Consider the following 17,920-nt stretch of genomic DNA (forward strand, 5'->3'; position numbering starts at 1 on the left):
GCTGAGTGGGAAAGAACTTAATCAAATTGGTATAAATTTATGGAACACCTAGTATAAAGGCTGACATCGTCATAAAATAAGCGTAATTATCATTTGATGGAAAATTTAGTTACTTATGAAATTTCAGATTATTATGCTAAGCGCTTTAATTGTACTGACCGCTTGTTCAAGCTCAAGTACAGGTAGAAAACAAATTAAGCTTTTTTCAAGTGCAGAATTAGATCAAATGGGTGAAAGTTCATTTGAAGAAATGAAAAAAAATACAGCAATTAGTCAAGATAAAGCAACAAATGATTTTGTGCAATGTGTTGCTAGTGCCATCACTAAAAATGTAGCAAAGTCTGTACATCAAGGTGACTGGGAAGTTGTGGTGTTTGATTCAGCACAAGTTAACGCCTTTGCTTTACCTGGCGGTAAAATAGGGGTTTATACGGGCATTTTAAATGTAACTGAAACACAAGATCAGTTAGGCGCTATTATTGGTCATGAAGTAGGGCATGTTATTGAACACCATTCTAATGAACGTTTATCAGCTAATAAAATTCAAGGTATTGGTATGACTGCAGCAACAACCGCAGCAGGAATGGTAGAGTTTGAAAATAAAGATATGTGGATGGCTGGACTTGGTATGGGCATACAATATGGTCTGATTATGCCTTATAGTCGCTCTCATGAAAGTGAAGCTGATATTGTTGGTCAAGATCTCATGGCAAGATCGGGGTTTGATCCTAAAGCGAGCGTTAAGCTTTGGCAAAATATGGCGGCTTTTAGTGCAAGTTCAGGGCAAACTGCACCAGCGGAATTTATGTCGACACACCCATCTAATGAAACTCGTATAAAGCAGCTTAGTGAACATTTATCAGTTTCGATGAAGTACTATGATAAAAACCAGGCTCCAAACTGTGTAAAGCCTAAAATTATACCTAAACCTGCGTAATGTTTTGGTAAGTGTTGACGTAAGCTATACCTATAAAAAATGCCTATAGAGTCATGCACTCTATAGGCATTTTTGTATATCGTTTATTACGTATATAAAAATATTAAGGGTGCAGCTTATGTTGTGTCCACTGGCCATTTTCTTTTTCAAAACAAATTCTGTCGTGTAAGCGATTAGTTCGTCCTTGCCAAAATTCAATAGATTTAGGCTTCACTCGCCATCCGCCCCAAAATTCAGGGTGAGGTACTTCACCTTCTGAAAATTTTTCTTGGTAATGGCTCATTCGATCTTTTAATTCATTGTCATATTTAATTTTTTGACTTTGCTTAGAAGCCCAAGCGCCCACTTGGCTACCTCGGTCACGACTATGAAAATAATTGGCAGACTCCTGTACACTAACTTTCTCTACAGTACCTTCAATACGAATTTGACGCTGTAATACATTCCAGTGAAACAATAAGGCAACTTTATTATTCTCAGTTAATTCATTGCTTTTACGGCTACCGTAGTTGGTAAAGAAAACAAACCCATTCTCATCATAGCTTTTGAGTAATACCATACGGCTACTTGGTTGGCCATCAGCACTACAGCTACTTACAGACATAGATTCAGGTAATAATATGCCTGCTTTATTTGCATCATCAAACCACTGTTTGAATAACTGTTCAGGCGTAGTGATTGCAGATAGTTCTGGAAGGGGTAAGGCAACTCCCTGACCAAAAGTTAGTAGGCAGCGCAGTTTTTCAAATAAAGTCATAATATATAAATGAATGAATATAATTAATAATGGGGTATTCTAGGCTTTAATCATACTAATGCAAGATGATTACTTTGATATCCCTCTTTATATTTAATGGTTTTTAGCAAAGGATTCAGTTACCAATCTTCACTATCATCAAGTAATTCTTTGAGGCGCTTTTTTTCTTGTAATTCGTCAATACGCTTTCGAGCTAACAAGTTTTTTTGTGCTTGTTCTTGGATCTTTTTGTCAGACAGTGTATTACCTTTTGCACTACTATCATTTGCTGTTTCATCTGTGCTGTCATCACTAATATCGTCTGAAAAATTATCGTCAATATCAATTTCCATTAGTACTACCTTCTCTATAATAGCTGAAATATTGCAAAGTATATTGCTTAACATAGGTAAGTTAAAAGCGATTTTCAATGGTCAATTACAAAAATAAACAAAAATATTACTGGTTGAACTTTTTATACACGGATGCTTTATATATTTTGTACATATTATCTAGTTGATGCTCGGTTAATATTATAAAGTCATGAAAAGTTGTTAAAGCACTCAATAAAAAACCAGTGACAAACACTGGCTTTTTATTGAGTTATTGATTAGTTATACGTTTACCAACCCTCAACACCTTCCATATTAGGTAAGTGATGAGCGATACCTTTATGACAATCAATACAGGTTTTTTCACCTGAAGCAAGCGCCGTAGAATGTTGATAAGCTGCACGTTCACTTTGTTCAGTAAAGTCCATGTAATCAAAATTATGACAGTTACGACATTCTAAAGAGTCATTCGCTTTTAAACGTGTCCACTCATTTTGAGCTAGACGTTTACGGTGTACTAAAAACTTCTCACGAGTATTTATGGTTCCAAAAATAGTACCCCAAACCTCTTTCGATGCTTGCATTTTACGAGCAATTTTATCTGTCCATTTATGTGGAACATGACAATCAGGACATGTAGCGCGAACACCTGAGCGGTTGGTGAAATGTATAGTAGGCTTTAATTCTTCATAGACATTATTTTCCATCTCATGGCATGAAATACAAAACTCTTCAGTATTAGTTACTTCTAAAGCGGTGTTAAAACCACCCCAAAAGATAATACCGGCAATAAAACCACCAATAACTAACGCACCAAGGCTGTAGTAGCCACTTGGCTTGGTTAACGTTCGCCAACCAATTAAAAATAGTTTTTTCATGTTGGCTCCTAATGGCTCTCAGTTTTTATAGTTTTTTTCTTCATTAAACTATTCATATCAGTAAAAGTATTCTCAACTAAAGGCTCAGCATCAACTTGTGTCACATGACATTGATTACAAAAATAACGACGTGGTGATACATCAGCTAAAAAATTACCATCTCGGTCCATATAATGTGTAACACTTACCATAGGTGCTTGTGATTTTTCGGTACGGTGACGTGAATGACAAGACATACATTTGTTATTCATCGTATTTACTTCATAACCACGTATCGTATGAGGGATCACCGGTGGTTGCATTGGATAATTACGACCTTGTTTAATGTCCTTATTTACTACTTTAGGAATTTGATTTGGCTCTTTTTGAGTCATAATTGGAGTGTGATCACGTAACGTCGCCGGAGTATTAATTGTTTCTTTATCTGTCGCATATGCAGCTAAAGAGTACAGAGATGGTGATACAGCGAGTACCAATAAACTGGCAATGACTGCTAGATTAAATTTTTTCATTGTGTACTCCTATACTTTCTCAATTTTGATGGCACATTTTTTATAATCCGTTTGTTTTGATAGCGGATCGGTGGCGTCTAAGGTGACTTTATTCACTAAGCGACTTGCGTCAAACCAAGGCATGTAAACTAAGCCTTTCGGTGGCTTGTTACGTCCTCTTGTTTCAACACGCGTTTGTACTTCGCCGCGACGAGATATTAATTTAACTAAGTCACCGCGACGCATTCCGCGTTTTTTAGCATCATCTGGATGCATATAAACGAGCGCATCAGGCATAGATTTGTATAATTCTGGAACACGTTGGGTCATTGAACCAGAATGCCAGTGCTCTAATACTCGACCTGTTGATAGCCATAAGTCATATTCTTCATCTGGAGACTCTGCCGGTGGCTCATAAGGTAGGGCGAAAATATTTGCTCGACCGTCTTTGTTTCCGTAAAAGTCCCAGTTACTACCTTTTTTAGCATAAGGATCAGAGCCTTCTTTAAAGCGCCATTGTGTTTCTTTACCGTCTACTACAGGCCAACGTAAACCTCGCTCCTTATGATAAGTATCGTATGGCGCTAAGTCGTGTGCATGGCCGCGGCCAAAGGTTGCGTATTCTTCAAATAAACCTTTTTGAATATAAAAACCAAAATCACGGGCGTCATCGTTTAAACGATCTTCTGGAATTTCGTCAAGTGAGAATTTACCAACAGCAGAGTCTTTATAAAGTACGTCAAATAATGTTTTACCGCGAACTCCTGCTTTTTTAGCGATTAATTCTTCAGGCCACACATCTTCTACTTTTAAGCGTTTTGAAAATTCAACGAGCTGCCATAAATCAGATTTTGCCCCTTCAGGTGATTCAACCATTTGATACCAAGATTGAGTACGACGTTCAGCATTGCCGTATACACCTTCTTTTTCTACCCACATAGCGGTAGGTAAAATTAAATCGGCAGCTTGGGCGGTAACTGTTGGGTATGGATCAGAGACCACAACAAAGTTTTTAGGATTACGGTAACCAGGATAAACTTCTTCATTAATATTGGCGGCGGCTTGCATATTGTTATTACATTGCACCCAATAAAAATTTAACTTGCCATCTTTTAGCATACGGTTTTGTAAAGCTGCATGATATCCAGGTTTAGGCGGTACAGTACCTTCAGGTAAACCCCATATTTTTTCAGCGGTTGCACGATGTTTAGGGTTAGTAACCACCATATCGGCAGGTAAGCGATGTGAGAAAGTACCTACTTCACGGGCTGTACCACAAGCAGAAGGCTGGCCTGTTAATGAAAATGGGCTATTACCAGGCGTTGAGATTTTACCTGTTAATAAGTGAATGTTATAAACAAGGTTGTTCGCCCACACACCACGGGTATGTTGATTAAAGCCCATTGTCCAAAACGAGGTTACTTTCACTTTAGGGTCGGCATATAATTCAGCTAATGCTTTAAGTTTATGTTCAGGAACACCTGATAATTTAGCAGTGTATTCTGCGGTATAAGTACTTACAAATTTAGCATATTCATTAAAGCTAATCGGGGTTGAACTTCCTGCTGTTTTACCATTATTTTTTGCTACTTGCTCTAATGGATGTTCAGGACGTAAACCATAACCAATATCTGTTTCACCTAATCTAAAGTTTGTATGTTTATTAACAAACTCAGTATTAACACGATCTGTTTGAATAATGTAATTAGCAATATAGTTTAAAATAGCTAAGTCGGTTTGCGGTGTGAACACCATGCCGTTATCAGCCAAATCAAAACTTCTGTGTTCGAATGTTGATAATATCGCTACTTTTACATGTGGTGCACTTAAACGACGGTCTGTTAAACGCGTCCATAAAATAGGATGCATTTCTGCCATGTTCGATCCCCATAACACAAAGGCATCAGCGGCTTCTAAATCATCATAGCAGCCCATTGGCTCATCAATACCAAAGGTACGCATAAAACCACCAACGGCAGAAGCCATACAATGACGTGCGTTAGGGTCAATATTGTTGGTTCTAAAACCTGCCTTCATTAATTTAACGGCAGCGTAGCCTTCTTGAACTGTCCATTGACCAGAGCCGAACATGCCAACTGCTTCAGGACCATTTTCTGTTAACGTAGTTTTAGCTTTTTCTGCCATTACATCGAAAGCTTGATCCCAAGAAATAGGTGTGAATTCACCTTGTTTATCGTATTTGCCATTACTCATACGTAATAAAGGTTGAGTCAGTCTGTCTTTTCCGTACATGATTTTAGAAAGGAAATAACCTTTAACACAGTTAAGACCTTTATTAACAGGAGACTTAATATCACCGTGGGTGGCAACAACTTTACCGTCCATGACGCCTACATTAACACTACAGCCAGTACCACAAAAACGACAAGGGGCTTTGTCCCATTTAAGCTTGGTTATATCAGAGCTGGTAATTAGATTTGATGCCATTGCAGGTACAGAAACACCGGCAACAGCTGCTGCGGCTGCAATAGCGTTAGCTTTTATGAATTCTCGGCGATTAATTGTCATTGTGTCACCATCCTCTTATTTATATTGATTCAATGTTGTTAAATATATTTTTATTCTGTTTTATTCGTTATTAATGCGTTACGTATACTTATTTTATGAGCTATTAGTTAATACCTACATTTACCGCATCAATGCTTGGTTCATCAGGAGCTTTTTCACTTTCGTCTAAAATTTGGTGGTAAACAGGAGATAAGTTAATTATGCCTTTGTGCACCCTGATGATATCCATCTTGCTGCCAATATCTCGGTAACTATTACCTTCTATCGTAAATACTATTTTTCCTTCTTCACTGACTGCATGAATCTCGGTGCCTTCAACCGTAAGAATTGCTTTTTTTACTGTATCAAGCTGCTCAAGTATGGGGTAAGCGACAAAACTCGCTACATGGTATTCATCGCTTATATTTTCAGTGCTTTCCATTATTTTTACTCTCTGAAAAATCGGTTAAGTTAAATAGTGTTTGGTTCAAAGTGAAATGCGATAGCATCTTGTGGGCAGCTGCTAATACAAGCGCCACATTGCGTACAATCTAGGTCGTTTAAACTTGGCTCAGGTATACTGGAATTAATATAATTAAATTTAATCACACTGGTTTCACATTCATCACGACAACTCTGACAATAAATATTATTTTTGGCTAAACATTTGTCTGATATTGCAATTGTGACGGGCCAAGCTTTTGTATGCTCATTCTCTATTGCTTGTTCATCGGTAGTCTCATTTACAATATAGTCGTTAGGGAAGGCACCAGAAAAAAGTGGTTGCTCACATGCATTGATACATTTATTGCAAAAAGTGCATTCCCCTAAGTTAAAATCAACTTTAGGAAAGCCATCTTCATCTTTAACAATAATGTTGGTTTCGCAACTAGTGATGCAGTCTTGGCATTGTGTGCAGCCTGAGGTAAATATCGTTTCATTAATTATCCAAGGTAAACGTAATACTTGTTTGGTTTTTACTTGGCCACGAAAAAACCTTCTTCGAGAAGGATCCTCCACGCGTTCATTTTTTTGCGTGTTTTGATGGATGTTTTTAGTAAACAATGGTTAAGCGCTCGGTGGGCCAAATACCATCATTTGACTTATCCATATGGCAAAACCAAAGCCTGCAACGATTAATACAGATAAAATAGGCGCTAGAAAAACAGCAAGAAAAATAAAGGTATTTCGCTCATGCTTTTTTTGTTGTTCAGGTGTTGTAGCTTGGTTCATAATGCTCTCTAAGTTTATAATTTATGTAAATTAACCTGTGTTAGAAACTTGTACAGATTCTAATCCTTTGCTTGCCCTTGAATGTTGACTTGGATCAAGTTTCATCAAGTAACCTCGTAATTTTTCATTTAAATAGTATAGATAGTGATTGTTTAAAAAACACACTATTAGCAAGTCGTTTTTTTTGTGTTTACGTTTGTGTGATATGCTTGATAAATCTCATTTTAATAATGCTGTATCAAGATTATATTTTTACTCGCTTTTTATGGTTTTGTTGGCTCTGTATTTAATGAAAGTGATCTTTAAGGTGTAAAGAAAATATGACGGAATCACATGCTTTTTTATCTTGGTTTAATCAACTAAGAAAAGACGCCTTGAAAAATAATGAACGTCGCTTGATTGTCTTATCAGGAGAAGAGTCCTGGGCGAATTCCTTATTAAATAGCATCGAAAACTTTTCTTTAACGCTAGAACAGGAAAATACAAAATGCCTAATATATGGTGATAGCTCTGTATTCAAGGCGACTATTCAAAAAAAACGTTTTCGTGATTATTTAGGTACGGAAAGTGATTTTATAATTTTTGCTGATAGTCAGTTTACTATCGATGCTTTTGCTGCGTTATCGGGTATATTAAAAGCAGGTGGAGTGATGTTTCTAATTACGTCGTCATTCAATGAAAACATTGAAGAAAGTTTGTTTTTCAAACGTTTTTATTCACTTGTTAAAGCTAATGATAAACACACAGTAATAACTCAATCACAAGTAAATTTAAGTCACAATTTTATAGTTTCTGATGTAAGTGTTAAAGCTCTATTACCGAAAGTACACCTTGAAGGCTGTATTACCAATGAGCAATATGAAGCCGTTACGGCAATTAAAAAGGTTGTATCGGGACATAGAAAACGACCATTAGTCTTAACAGCTGATCGCGGGAGAGGAAAATCATCGGCATTAGCTATTGCTTGTGCGCAGTTAATGCAAGTGCACAGTAATGATGATTTTAATGTGTTGGTTAGTGCGCCTGATATTCAATCTTTGTCAGTATTTTACCGACAATTAAAGCAAAGTTTATCAACTGATATTATTAAAGAACGCTCAGTTGATAATGCAAAAGAAAGTATTATTCAACAAGGTAATACCATTCTTTTTGGTAAAGCTAATTTACGTTTTATTCCGGTTGACCAACTTATTAAATCTCCGGTTAAATGTAATTTACTGGTAGTGGATGAAGCGGCGGCAATTCCTGTTTATCTGCTTGAGCAATTGCTTAGCCATTATCACCGTATGGTTTTTTCTAGTACAGTTCATGGCTATGAAGGGGCAGGGCGTAGCTTTACGTTAAAGTTTCAAAAAACACTTAATAGCGTATGCCCACAATGGACAAGTTTACATGTCAATCAACCTATTCGCTGGCGTGAAGATGATCCTCTTGAGCAATTAGTTTTTGAAGCTTGTTTATTGAATGCTGAATTACCGAATATTGAAAATTTTCCGAGTCAAAAAGAACGAATAGAAACCTCAACTAAAATTGTTTTAGACACACTTTCATGTCGAGTGATTAGCGCTGAAGATTTAGTTAACGATGAAGTGCTATTAAAGCAAGTTTTTGCCATATTAGTCACGGCTCATTATCAAACTAAACCTAGTGATTTAAAGTTGATGCTTGATAATCCGCAGGTACAGGTGGCTTGTTTATTTAGTGGTGATAAGAAAGAAAAAATTATTGGCGTTGCTTTATTAATGACCGAAGGGGCAAATAGTCGTCTTGATAAGGGCGATATTAGTAATATTAAACAAGCAAAACGTCGGTTACCTAATCACTTTTTGCCACAGTCTCTATTAACACATTGTGGCTTTGAGGCGGCATTTAACTTTCAATATTTACGTATTATGCGTATTGCTATTCATCCTAGGTTACAACAACAAGGTATTGGCTCTCATTTTATGCAAGAAATAGAATTACTTGCTAAAAAACAAAATGTTGATTTTATTGGCGCCAGTTTTGGTGCTAATAGTGACTTACTGGCCTTTTGGTTAAATGCAAAATTTACAACGGTTAGAATTGGTTTTACTAAAGATAAGGCGAGTGGCGAAAATTCGGCACTAGTGCTTAAAGGCTTAAACGAAAAAGCTATAACGACTCAAGATCACCTTAGTCATGATTTTTACCGTAGTTTTGATTACTTACTTTTAGATGAGTATAAAACTCTTGCACCGCCACTCGTACATTTATTGTTGACTAAACAGGTTAAATCAACGTTAACTGCTTTAAGGCCATTAGATCTCGCTACTGTCAAAGCCTATTCAACCGGTGAGCGATTATTTAGTAGCTGTGTTTACAGTTTATATTTGTGGTTTAAACAACAGCTTTTAGAAGCTGAAACTGATATTGATAGTGATGTATATAAAACCGAACTTATGCTCATCACTCGCCTAATACAAAAACACGATAGTGAAACTGTTTGCAAGCAGTACGGTTATTCGGGTAAAAAAATGTTGGATAACCACATAAAAGGCTACGTTAATTTATGTTTATTAGCGTCTTAAATTCAGGTGTTTCCAAATATTAAAAGAATCAATTGATTAGACACTTTCTACATGTACAGCTATGATTTAATAACTAAATATACTTAAGGTTATCATGACAATATATACAAAAACACTTAAAACAGCGCATTATAAAAAAACATCTAGAATATTCGTTATTGTAAAATATGTCATGATTATAATGTTTTGTACGCTTGTCTATAGTAAGCCTTCAATGGGGCAAACGTTGATCAAAGTAGTTGATCAACATAATACTCCGCTAAGGAATGCGGTTATTGAATATGTTGCTGAACTAACAACGACAAACAAAAAATCAGCAGATCACATCTATGTAATGGATCAAATAAATAAAGAATTCTCACCTGAAGTGTTAATTGTACCGGTGAATAGCCTTGTTAGTTTTCCTAATAGTGATGATATACGTCATCATGTTTATTCATTTTCTTTAGCAAAAACATTTGAATTAAAGTTATATGCAGGTAAGCCGAAAAGCCCTATACATTTTGATAATACTGGTGTGGTGGTGATGGGCTGTAATATTCATGATTCGATGGTTGGTTATATTTATGTCACGGATAAATCACAATATTATCTGACTGATGAAAACGGGGAGGCAAAATTACCGCAAAATAGCATACCATTAAATACTCAATTACAAGTTTGGTATGCAGGTAGTGCGGCCGGCGTGGATAAACATACCTTATTTACACTTACTCAAGAAGTGCTCAATCAAGATGTCATTACCCTAATGCTAAATGTTAATACTCCAAAGGCGAGAGATAGTTTTGCCGAATTAGCGACTCATGAACACTAAAGCCAACACTCGCTTAAGCTTTAAAGCTCAAATAACTTGGCTATTAACAAGCTTAATTTTATTGACGGTCATTTTTTTAACCGCCAGTAATTGGTTTAGGTTTGCAGACTACGCGGAAAGCCAAATTGAACGACAAATGTATTTTGCGCAAAATGTACTTAATCAAACGCTAAAATCACAAGAGCAAGTACTTATTACCACGGCCAGTGTTCTTGCTTCTGATTTTGGATTTAAACAGGCTGTTGCCACAAAAGACAAAAAAACAGTAGAGAGTGTTTTACTCAATCAAGGTAAACGTATTAATGCAGATTTAATGCTAATACTTGATTTAGAAGGGAAGTTATCAACAACTAGCTCATCCCTTTCTTTTACTAGTGATGTTATTGAAAAAAATATTACTAAACTCCCATTTAGAGAAGTACATGCCCAAATACTAAGTATCGAAAATAAAGTCTTTCAAGTTATTGTTGTTCCTGTAAAAGCGCCAAGAATTATTGCCTATACCGTTATCGGTTTTGAATTTAAACAGACTGCTTTACTACAGCTTAAAGAGTTAATTGCATTTGATGTTACGCTTGTACAAAACAATAAACTTCTTGGCTCAACCATTGCAAACGAAGCCGTAAAATCACAGTTATTAGTAGAGCAAGAACAACAATCACCTAGCCTTTTATTTACTCGTTCAGATTACTTTAATAAAACTCTCAACTTTGCTAGCTCTAGTGATGTCCAAGTTATTTTATCTGCGTCTTTAGCGCAAATACAGAGCGACTTTAATCGTTTAATTTACGCTATGTTAATTGTCGCTTTTATCGTGATAGTAATCGCTTTCACTTTTTCTCGTCTGCTTTCTCGAAGCTTATCAACGCCGTTAACTGTATTGATGGAAGTAACGAAAAAGATTGGTAACGGGGAATTAGCTGTTCCTAAGTTAACCAATCGATTACCTGCAGAGTTTAATGAGCTTTACCAAGGGTTTTCTGTGATGGGAGCAGCAATTGAAAACAGAGAGCAAGCAATCACTTATCAAGCTGAACATGATATTTTAACGGGATTGTATAATCGTTATAAATTTTTATCTGCAGTCGAAAAGTACTTTAAAAATAATATTAAATTAGCATTGATAACCTTTAATATTAAAGGGTTTAAGGCACTAAATGACACCATAGGTTTAACTAATGGTGATCTTATTCTGCAAGAAATAGCAGCACGAGTCCGTGTTTATATTGAAAAGCTAAGCCAAGCTCCGCATAAAGTTACAGCGCAAAAATCAAGGGCAGAAACTATTATCGCTCGTACTAAGGATAATGAGTTTTTAGTGGCGGTTGCAATCAATGAAGTTGATGACATTACACATATTGTAGAGTTATTACAAAGTGAGTTAAGTCGTCCTTTTTGGCTTGATGATATAAAAATCGATTTGTCTTTATATTTTGGGGTCGCTAATTCAATTGAACATGGTATTGATGCAGAGCGTTTAATTCGACGTTCAAGTATGGCGGTTGCTGCTGCATTACAAGAACAGTTATTTTTACGGTTATATCAGGACGGTGAAGACGAAACTTACCTCTATAAACTACGATTGATTGAAGAATTAAAACTAGCGCTTGAGAGTAAAACAAGCCCATTGTTTATGAATTACCAGCCTAAATTAAATATGAATACAGGTAAAGTCGATAAACTTGAAGCGCTAATCCGGTGGATTAATAAAGATGGAGAGTTTGTTAATCCAGAATTATTTATTGATTTAGCGGAAAAGGCAGGCCTTATTGTCACCTTAACTCGATGGGTTATTCTACAAGTTATTCGACAGGTTGAGCAATGGAATCAGCAGGGCTATCAATTTAAAGTCTCAATTAATTTATCCGCCCAAGATATTCAAAACGAACAATTTGTTGATTACTTACTTACGAAGGTAACAGAGCATAATGTCGCAACATCACAAATAACACTTGAGTTAACAGAAAGAGATATTGCTGAAAATGAAGCGTTAGTCCTCTCTCGGTTATTACATTTAAAATCTCTTGGTTTTGCTATTTCAGTTGATGATTATGGCATTGGTCAGTCATCATTAGCTAAATTAAAAAACTTACCAGTTGATGAATTAAAAATAGATAAAACCTTTATTTTAAGGTTAGATCAATGTCAAAAAGATCAAGATATTGTTGCGTCGACTATATCCCTTGGTCATAAACTTGGCATGAGTGTTGTTGCTGAAGGGGTTGAGAATAAAGAAAGCTTAATGCTGTTAAACCGTTTTAATTGTGATTATGCTCAAGGTTATTATTTATCTCGTCCTGTTAATGCTGAAAAATTTATTGAGTGGTATAAAACTTATGAATCGCCTTTGTAGCTTTACTTCATGTTCACTTATACTAATATCGCTCATTATGCCTTCCCTTAGTTGGGCTAATGGAAAAATATTAGCAACCCCTGGTGTTATTCAAATTGAAGGTTCGGGCGGCGGCGGCTTAGTTCCGTGGGCTCAATTAGCGGGTTATGCGACTGAGGATGAGATTGCCATTTCCGCTTTCTGCTCGCGCGCTAACGTGAAAAACTTTCAATTAGATAGTTGTGGCGGACAGCTCAATTTATATGACCGACTGGAAGTCTCATTTGCACGGCAAAACTTCGATGTAGAGCCTTTATCACTAACCTTATCTCAAAACATTATAGGTTTTAAATTAAGAGTATATGGAGACTTAATTTATAGTGACTGGCCACAAGTCTCGTTAGGAATGCAACATAAAATGTTAAATACCCCCGAAGTTGCTTATTCATTAAATGCTAAAGAGGATAGCGGGACAGATATTTATTTAGCAGCAAGTAAATTACACTTAGGATTATTAGCGGGTTATAACGTACTGTGGAATGTAGCCACTCGGTATACAAAAGCAAATGAAATGGGGTTACTAGGTTTTGGCGGGCCTGATGGCGATGGGTCATTACAAGCGGAAGTATCTGTTGCGGTATTACTCAATAAACACTTAGCTATTGGCACCGAATATAGAATGAAACCAGACAACTTGGGTCTACAGGAATCTGATTGGCAAGATTTATTTATAGCTTGGTTTCCCAATAAATATTTTACAGTTACTTTAGCTTATCTTGACTTGGGTTCTATAGCCGCGATACCTGAACAAAATGGTTGGTATCTATCTTTATCGGGAGCCTATTAATGTTTCACCATTCACATATTCTTTGCTTATTATTAACTGTTTTATTGTTTGCTTGTACTAATAACACGGTTGAAAAAAATGTAGCAGATGAGACTCATATTCCGTACCAAAGTGAAAAAAACAACTCTCTTTATAAGGCGATTGGTGGTCAACAAGGCATTGAAAAGTTAGTAAATGTTTTTGTGAAAAACATCGCTAACGATCCCGACATATTGCCCTATTTTGAAAAATCTAGTGTTAAGCACTTCAAACAAGGTTTTGTCGAACATTTTTGCGGTATTGTAGACGGACCATGCAAGTATACAGGTGACAGTATGGTTGATATTCACACAGGTATGCATATCACTGAAAAGGACTTTAATCGTGTTGTAGAGTTGTTAGTACAATCTATGGAAGAAGTTAACATCTCATATCGAAATCAAAATAAAATACTTAACAAATTAGCATCCTTAAGAGGTCAAATAATCAAAATATAAAGTCAATAATAGGGTGAAACCTTTTAAAAATTTCGCTGTAAAATTAAGATAAGTACGTTTACTTAAAAATAGCAATGATTTGACTGCTACTTGATTTATAGAATAAAAAATTGATATAGCGCTGTTGTCGTGTAGTATTATTGCACAACACCAACATAGGCAAAGCTTAGTTAATAACGAGAAAGTATTTTATGTTCTTTCGTTACTCAAGTTATTGTTTATTGTTAAGGTACGTTTATTGGCTATCACCTAGGTATAACTAAATAATTATGTCGCAATCTAGCCTTTGGCAAATTCACACCGAGACTGGAAATTTTGCTGAGTTGTGTAATGCATTATATCAGCGTGAAATTAGCTTTATTGCCAAAGGCGATTATAGTAATGCGCAAGCAGTACAAACACGTTTAAAAAGTTTGCCGTATTACATTTCAAGAACAGCTCATGCTATGACTAAAGTTGTTGCTGAAAGTCATTCTCCATTATCCTTAGATTATCAAAATGCAAGTTGGTCAGCGAAGCAAAGTAAAAAAATTCCCTTAACGGGACAAGAAACCATTAATGAGCAGAAAAGTGCCATGCGTTGGTATTTACAAAAAGACATACGTGTTGGTCTTGTGGTACCTGTATTGTTAGTTGATCACATAATTATTGACTGTATTGATAGGATTGATCTGGATAAACAGCGAATTCGTACTAATGTTGGCGGTTGGTTTTCATTGACTGAAATAGACTCGTCGGATAATAGCGCTATTCTTACCAAAACCAGCGATAAAGCTATCAATAAGCGTTTACTTAAACCAAATAAAAAAATCATGATAGCCGCTTGTGCGGGTCAATGTTGGCAAGGTAATACTACGCAGCGACCTATTATTCCTACCCTGAGAGAATTACTCCTTTCTTGCTCTATTAATTGGCGTGACTTTAAAAAAACTTTAGCCATTTAACTAGCTATTTAACTCTGCCTTTAGTTAGGTATAATGACAGCAATATCTTCATTACTTTAATACTATTAACTAGGCCTGCATGCGCGTATTTACAGCAATTTTGCTGATACTCTTAATTTTACTTCAATACCGACTTTGGTTTGGTAAAAACAGTGTGCCTGACTATCTGGTATTGAAAGAGAATGTGCTCACTCAAAAAGAGACAAATGAAAAGTTACAACAGCGTAATAAATTGCTTTTTGCAGATACCGATGATTTAAAGTTAGGGCTTGAAGCAATTGAAGAGCGTGCGCGAAACGAGTTAGGCATGATCAAAGAAAATGAAACTTTCTTTCGTTTGATCCCTAAAAATAATAGACCTCGTAATAGCCGCAATTAATGATAGGCAGGATGCTACTTAATGGATGAAACACAAACTTTTATTGCTATCGTACCTGCAGCAGGTGTGGGCAAACGTATGCAAGCAAACTGTCCTAAGCAGTATTTAAAAATTAATGAACAAACAATTCTCTATCACACGGTAAGTAAACTCTTAAGTCACTCGTGTATTACGCAGGTTATTATTGCATTAGGTGAAAACGATCAATACTTCAATGACTCTGGTTTAGTCGATAATAAAAACATCCTTCGTGTAACCGGTGGTAAAGAACGTGTTGATTCAGTTCTTAGCGGTTTAAAAGCCATAAATTCTATAAAAAATCCGTGGGTGCTAGTTCATGATGCGGCGCGTCCGTGTGTTAGCCTGACAGATATTGATAAACTTATACAAACATGTCGACAACATAATAGCGGTGGTATTTTAGCAACCCCTGTTCGCGATACAATGAAGCGTGGTCATTTACTCAATGCTGATATAAGTACCATCAATAATACCGTTGAGCGAGAACAATTATGGCATGCTTTAACACCGCAACTTTATAAAACAGATGAGCTAACGTCAGCGATAGAAAAAGGCTTAAAAGAAGGCTGGAATATAACAGATGAAGCATCAGCTATTGAATTAGCTAACCTACCGAGCTTACTAGTGCCTGGTAGTAGTGAAAATATCAAAATAACGAATCCTGATGATTTAGCTTTAGCTGAATTTTATTTGAATAAGCAAGCAGCAAAATAAAAGGCAATAACATGCGTATAGGACATGGGTTTGACGTACATAAGTTTGGTGGAGAAGGCCCGCTTGTACTTGGTGGTGTAAAAATACCTTTTGAACATGGTTTTATTGCCCATTCAGATGGCGATGTTGCGATACATGCGCTTTGTGATGCTATTTTAGGTGCTTTATGTTTAGCCGATATTGGTAATCACTTTCCTGACACCGATGGTCAATACGAAAACATATCTAGCCGCATTTTATTACGTCATGTGGTCTCGCTAATGACCGAAAAGGGCTTTCAACTTGGTAATGCTGATATTACTATCGTTGCACAAGCGCCGAAAATTGCGCCTCATTTGTTAGCAATGCGTACTTGTTTAAGTGAAGATCTAAAGTCATCTATTGAGCAGGTGAATGTTAAAGCAACAACGACAGAAAAACTTGGCTACACAGGGCGCAAAGAGGGTATTTCAGTGCACGCTGTCGTTTTGCTTATTGCCAGAGAAGAAATACTACCACCTGCTGACGAAGTACAGCATATTTAACAGTTTGCTTTTGTTTAGCACACAAGTACATTAAGCCAGCATCTTGGCAAAAGTACACGTATTACAAAATTTAAGAAGATAACTAACATGTCAATAGAAAACGCTTACTTGCACGGTAAACCTGAATCAAGTGGTTTATTACGTAATGAAATCAGTGATTTTAAAGTGTATGAAAAATTACCATTCTTACCTTGCGGAGAAGGCGAGCATTTATTTATTCATATTCGCAAAACGGGAGCAAATACGGTATTTGTTGCTCGTGAATTAGCCAAGTACTTTGAAGTAAAAGAACAGCTTGTTTCTTATGCGGGATTAAAAGATCGCTTTGCTATTACTGAACAATGGTTTGGTGTACATGTACCAGGTAAGCAAGAATATAATTTAGATGATTTAAATATTGATGGTGTAGAAGTATTGTCTTACCAAAGACATAACAAAAAGCTACGCACAGGCGGTTTACTAGGTAATAACTTTGAAATTACCTTACGTGAAGTAACCGCCATTAAAGCGTTTACCCAGCGTTGGGATAATATTGTTAAACATGGTGTACCTAACTATTTTGGTGAACAACGCTTTGGTATTAATGGCGGCAATATTGATCGCGCCTTAGGTTTGTTTTCAGGGCAAAAAGTTAAAGATAAGAAAAAGCGAGGTATGTATTTATCGGCCGCACGCTCGCATATTTTCAACCGTGTTATTAGTGAGCGTATCAAGCAGCAATGTTTTGATCAGGTCGCCGTTGGTGATGTGTTGATGCTTGCTGGTACACAATCAGTATTTCACCTCGATGCCGTCGACAATACTATTAAACAACGCTTGATTGATAAAGATGTAGATATTACTGCGCCAATGTGGGGGGCGGGTGAATTAATGACAACAGACGAGCCGTTATTATTAGAGCAAAAAATAGCAGCAGAAAATCCAGAGTTTTGCCAAGGTCTACCTCGCTTTGGTTTAAAACAAGAGCGTCGTCGCATCCGTTTAACGGTGAGTGAGACTGATATTGAATTACTCAATAGCCCAGAGACTGAAAATGCCATAAAAATTAGCTTCTTTTTACCTGCGGGCTGTTATGCAACAACGATATTGCGAGAGTTATTAAACTATCAAGATATGACTACTCGTGTTGATAAAAGAGAACTAACCAGTAATGCGCTTTAAAGTGTGCTAATAACTATTAATATATCGCTTAGCAATCAAATTAA

Annotated in this window: 19 protein-coding genes; 11 read left to right on the forward strand and 8 right to left on the reverse strand. The window is 36.4% G+C overall.

The window, feature by feature from the left end; translation table 11 throughout:
- The first annotated feature begins 115 nt into the window (after nucleotides 1–115).
- Complete coding sequence (locus KO502_RS00890; RefSeq protein WP_216020670.1) at nucleotides 116–937, forward strand: M48 family metallopeptidase; 822 nt, start codon at nucleotides 116–118, stop codon at nucleotides 935–937.
- Nucleotides 938–1,040: 103 nt separating this feature from the next.
- Here KO502_RS00890 and pdxH read toward each other — a convergent pair whose 3' ends face one another.
- The 8 genes from pdxH to napE form a co-directional block, all read right to left on the reverse strand.
- Nucleotides 1,041–1,694: a pyridoxamine 5'-phosphate oxidase gene (pdxH, locus tag KO502_RS00895; protein ID WP_216020671.1), complete on the reverse strand. Its 654-nt coding sequence runs from the start codon at nucleotides 1,692–1,694 to the stop codon at nucleotides 1,041–1,043.
- A 119-nt stretch (nucleotides 1,695–1,813) separates the two neighbouring features.
- The gene (locus KO502_RS00900) at nucleotides 1,814–2,026 is read right to left on the reverse strand and encodes a PA3496 family putative envelope integrity protein (protein WP_216020672.1); all 213 of its coding nucleotides are present in this window, start codon (nucleotides 2,024–2,026) and stop codon (nucleotides 1,814–1,816) included.
- A gap of 269 nt (nucleotides 2,027–2,295) precedes the next feature.
- Nucleotides 2,296–2,883: a cytochrome c3 family protein gene (locus tag KO502_RS00905; RefSeq protein WP_216020673.1), complete on the reverse strand. Its 588-nt coding sequence runs from the start codon at nucleotides 2,881–2,883 to the stop codon at nucleotides 2,296–2,298.
- Nucleotides 2,884–2,891: 8 nt separating this feature from the next.
- Nucleotides 2,892–3,395 carry a nitrate reductase cytochrome c-type subunit gene (locus tag KO502_RS00910; protein WP_216020674.1) on the reverse strand — a complete coding sequence of 168 codons (504 nt, stop codon included), beginning with the start codon at nucleotides 3,393–3,395 and terminating at the stop codon, nucleotides 2,892–2,894.
- A gap of 9 nt (nucleotides 3,396–3,404) precedes the next feature.
- Nucleotides 3,405–5,903, reverse strand: a complete 2,499-nt coding sequence (gene napA, locus KO502_RS00915; RefSeq protein ID WP_216020675.1) for a nitrate reductase catalytic subunit NapA — start codon at nucleotides 5,901–5,903, stop codon at nucleotides 3,405–3,407.
- Between the two features lie 103 nt (nucleotides 5,904–6,006).
- Nucleotides 6,007–6,324: a chaperone NapD gene (locus KO502_RS00920; protein WP_216020676.1), complete on the reverse strand. Its 318-nt coding sequence runs from the start codon at nucleotides 6,322–6,324 to the stop codon at nucleotides 6,007–6,009.
- Between the two features lie 29 nt (nucleotides 6,325–6,353).
- Nucleotides 6,354–6,947 carry a ferredoxin-type protein NapF gene (locus KO502_RS00925; RefSeq protein WP_252730436.1) on the reverse strand — a complete coding sequence of 198 codons (594 nt, stop codon included), beginning with the start codon at nucleotides 6,945–6,947 and terminating at the stop codon, nucleotides 6,354–6,356.
- Between the two features lie 3 nt (nucleotides 6,948–6,950).
- Complete coding sequence (napE, locus tag KO502_RS00930; protein ID WP_216020677.1) at nucleotides 6,951–7,115, reverse strand: periplasmic nitrate reductase, NapE protein; 165 nt, start codon at nucleotides 7,113–7,115, stop codon at nucleotides 6,951–6,953.
- A 320-nt stretch (nucleotides 7,116–7,435) separates the two neighbouring features.
- Between napE and KO502_RS00935 the strand changes: the two genes are divergently transcribed.
- From KO502_RS00935 to KO502_RS00980, 10 genes are all read left to right on the forward strand, one after another.
- Nucleotides 7,436–9,664: a GNAT family N-acetyltransferase gene (locus KO502_RS00935; RefSeq protein WP_252730437.1), complete on the forward strand. Its 2,229-nt coding sequence runs from the start codon at nucleotides 7,436–7,438 to the stop codon at nucleotides 9,662–9,664.
- A gap of 94 nt (nucleotides 9,665–9,758) precedes the next feature.
- Nucleotides 9,759–10,478 carry a methylamine utilization protein gene (locus tag KO502_RS00940; protein ID WP_216020678.1) on the forward strand — a complete coding sequence of 240 codons (720 nt, stop codon included), beginning with the start codon at nucleotides 9,759–9,761 and terminating at the stop codon, nucleotides 10,476–10,478.
- Nucleotides 10,468–12,831 (forward strand): EAL domain-containing protein, encoded by a 2,364-nt coding sequence (locus tag KO502_RS00945; protein ID WP_216020679.1) that lies wholly within the window; start codon nucleotides 10,468–10,470, stop codon nucleotides 12,829–12,831. The genes KO502_RS00940 and KO502_RS00945 overlap by 11 nt, the downstream gene beginning before the upstream one ends.
- Nucleotides 12,815–13,657, forward strand: coding sequence for a DUF3034 family protein (locus KO502_RS00950; RefSeq protein WP_216020680.1), 843 nt, complete (start codon nucleotides 12,815–12,817; stop codon nucleotides 13,655–13,657). Before KO502_RS00945 ends, KO502_RS00950 begins: the two co-directional genes overlap by 17 nt.
- Complete coding sequence (locus KO502_RS00955; RefSeq protein WP_216020681.1) at nucleotides 13,657–14,133, forward strand: group 1 truncated hemoglobin; 477 nt, start codon at nucleotides 13,657–13,659, stop codon at nucleotides 14,131–14,133. Before KO502_RS00950 ends, KO502_RS00955 begins: the two co-directional genes overlap by 1 nt.
- Nucleotides 14,134–14,402: 269 nt before the next feature.
- Nucleotides 14,403–15,077, forward strand: a complete 675-nt coding sequence (locus tag KO502_RS00960) for a hypothetical protein (RefSeq protein ID WP_216020682.1) — start codon at nucleotides 14,403–14,405, stop codon at nucleotides 15,075–15,077.
- Nucleotides 15,078–15,156: 79 nt separating this feature from the next.
- Complete coding sequence (gene ftsB, locus KO502_RS00965; protein ID WP_216020683.1) at nucleotides 15,157–15,456, forward strand: cell division protein FtsB; 300 nt, start codon at nucleotides 15,157–15,159, stop codon at nucleotides 15,454–15,456.
- A 21-nt stretch (nucleotides 15,457–15,477) separates the two neighbouring features.
- Nucleotides 15,478–16,191, forward strand: coding sequence for a 2-C-methyl-D-erythritol 4-phosphate cytidylyltransferase (ispD, locus tag KO502_RS00970; RefSeq protein ID WP_216020684.1), 714 nt, complete (start codon nucleotides 15,478–15,480; stop codon nucleotides 16,189–16,191).
- An 11-nt stretch (nucleotides 16,192–16,202) separates the two neighbouring features.
- On the forward strand, nucleotides 16,203–16,715 hold the full coding sequence (ispF, locus tag KO502_RS00975) for a 2-C-methyl-D-erythritol 2,4-cyclodiphosphate synthase (RefSeq protein WP_216020685.1): 513 nt from the start codon (nucleotides 16,203–16,205) through the stop codon (nucleotides 16,713–16,715).
- 87 nt (nucleotides 16,716–16,802) lie between these two features.
- Nucleotides 16,803–17,876 (forward strand): tRNA pseudouridine(13) synthase TruD, encoded by a 1,074-nt coding sequence (locus KO502_RS00980; RefSeq protein ID WP_216020686.1) that lies wholly within the window; start codon nucleotides 16,803–16,805, stop codon nucleotides 17,874–17,876.
- Nucleotides 17,877–17,920: the final 44 nt, after the last annotated feature.

Source organism: Colwellia sp. E2M01 (assembly GCF_018860585.1).
In the GTDB taxonomy this organism is placed as follows: domain Bacteria; phylum Pseudomonadota; class Gammaproteobacteria; order Enterobacterales; family Alteromonadaceae; genus Colwellia.

Coding starts and splice junctions, on each gene's coding strand:
- pdxH (WP_216020671.1), bottom strand. CDS start 1,694: ATGACTTTATTTGAAAAACTGCGCTGCCTACTAACTTTTGGTCAGGGA.
- KO502_RS00900 (WP_216020672.1), bottom strand. CDS start 2,026: ATGGAAATTGATATTGACGATAATTTTTCAGACGATATTAGTGATGAC.
- KO502_RS00980 (WP_216020686.1), top strand. CDS start 16,803: ATGTCAATAGAAAACGCTTACTTGCACGGTAAACCTGAATCAAGTGGT.
- KO502_RS00910 (WP_216020674.1), bottom strand. CDS start 3,395: ATGAAAAAATTTAATCTAGCAGTCATTGCCAGTTTATTGGTACTCGCT.
- napE (WP_216020677.1), bottom strand. CDS start 7,115: ATGAACCAAGCTACAACACCTGAACAACAAAAAAAGCATGAGCGAAAT.
- KO502_RS00935 (WP_252730437.1), top strand. CDS start 7,436: ATGACGGAATCACATGCTTTTTTATCTTGGTTTAATCAACTAAGAAAA.
- KO502_RS00945 (WP_216020679.1), top strand. CDS start 10,468: ATGAACACTAAAGCCAACACTCGCTTAAGCTTTAAAGCTCAAATAACT.
- KO502_RS00905 (WP_216020673.1), bottom strand. CDS start 2,883: ATGAAAAAACTATTTTTAATTGGTTGGCGAACGTTAACCAAGCCAAGT.
- napA (WP_216020675.1), bottom strand. CDS start 5,903: ATGACAATTAATCGCCGAGAATTCATAAAAGCTAACGCTATTGCAGCC.
- KO502_RS00920 (WP_216020676.1), bottom strand. CDS start 6,324: ATGGAAAGCACTGAAAATATAAGCGATGAATACCATGTAGCGAGTTTT.
- ispD (WP_216020684.1), top strand. CDS start 15,478: ATGGATGAAACACAAACTTTTATTGCTATCGTACCTGCAGCAGGTGTG.
- ftsB (WP_216020683.1), top strand. CDS start 15,157: ATGCGCGTATTTACAGCAATTTTGCTGATACTCTTAATTTTACTTCAA.
- KO502_RS00950 (WP_216020680.1), top strand. CDS start 12,815: ATGAATCGCCTTTGTAGCTTTACTTCATGTTCACTTATACTAATATCG.
- KO502_RS00960 (WP_216020682.1), top strand. CDS start 14,403: ATGTCGCAATCTAGCCTTTGGCAAATTCACACCGAGACTGGAAATTTT.
- KO502_RS00940 (WP_216020678.1), top strand. CDS start 9,759: ATGACAATATATACAAAAACACTTAAAACAGCGCATTATAAAAAAACA.
- ispF (WP_216020685.1), top strand. CDS start 16,203: ATGCGTATAGGACATGGGTTTGACGTACATAAGTTTGGTGGAGAAGGC.
- KO502_RS00955 (WP_216020681.1), top strand. CDS start 13,657: ATGTTTCACCATTCACATATTCTTTGCTTATTATTAACTGTTTTATTG.
- KO502_RS00890 (WP_216020670.1), top strand. CDS start 116: ATGAAATTTCAGATTATTATGCTAAGCGCTTTAATTGTACTGACCGCT.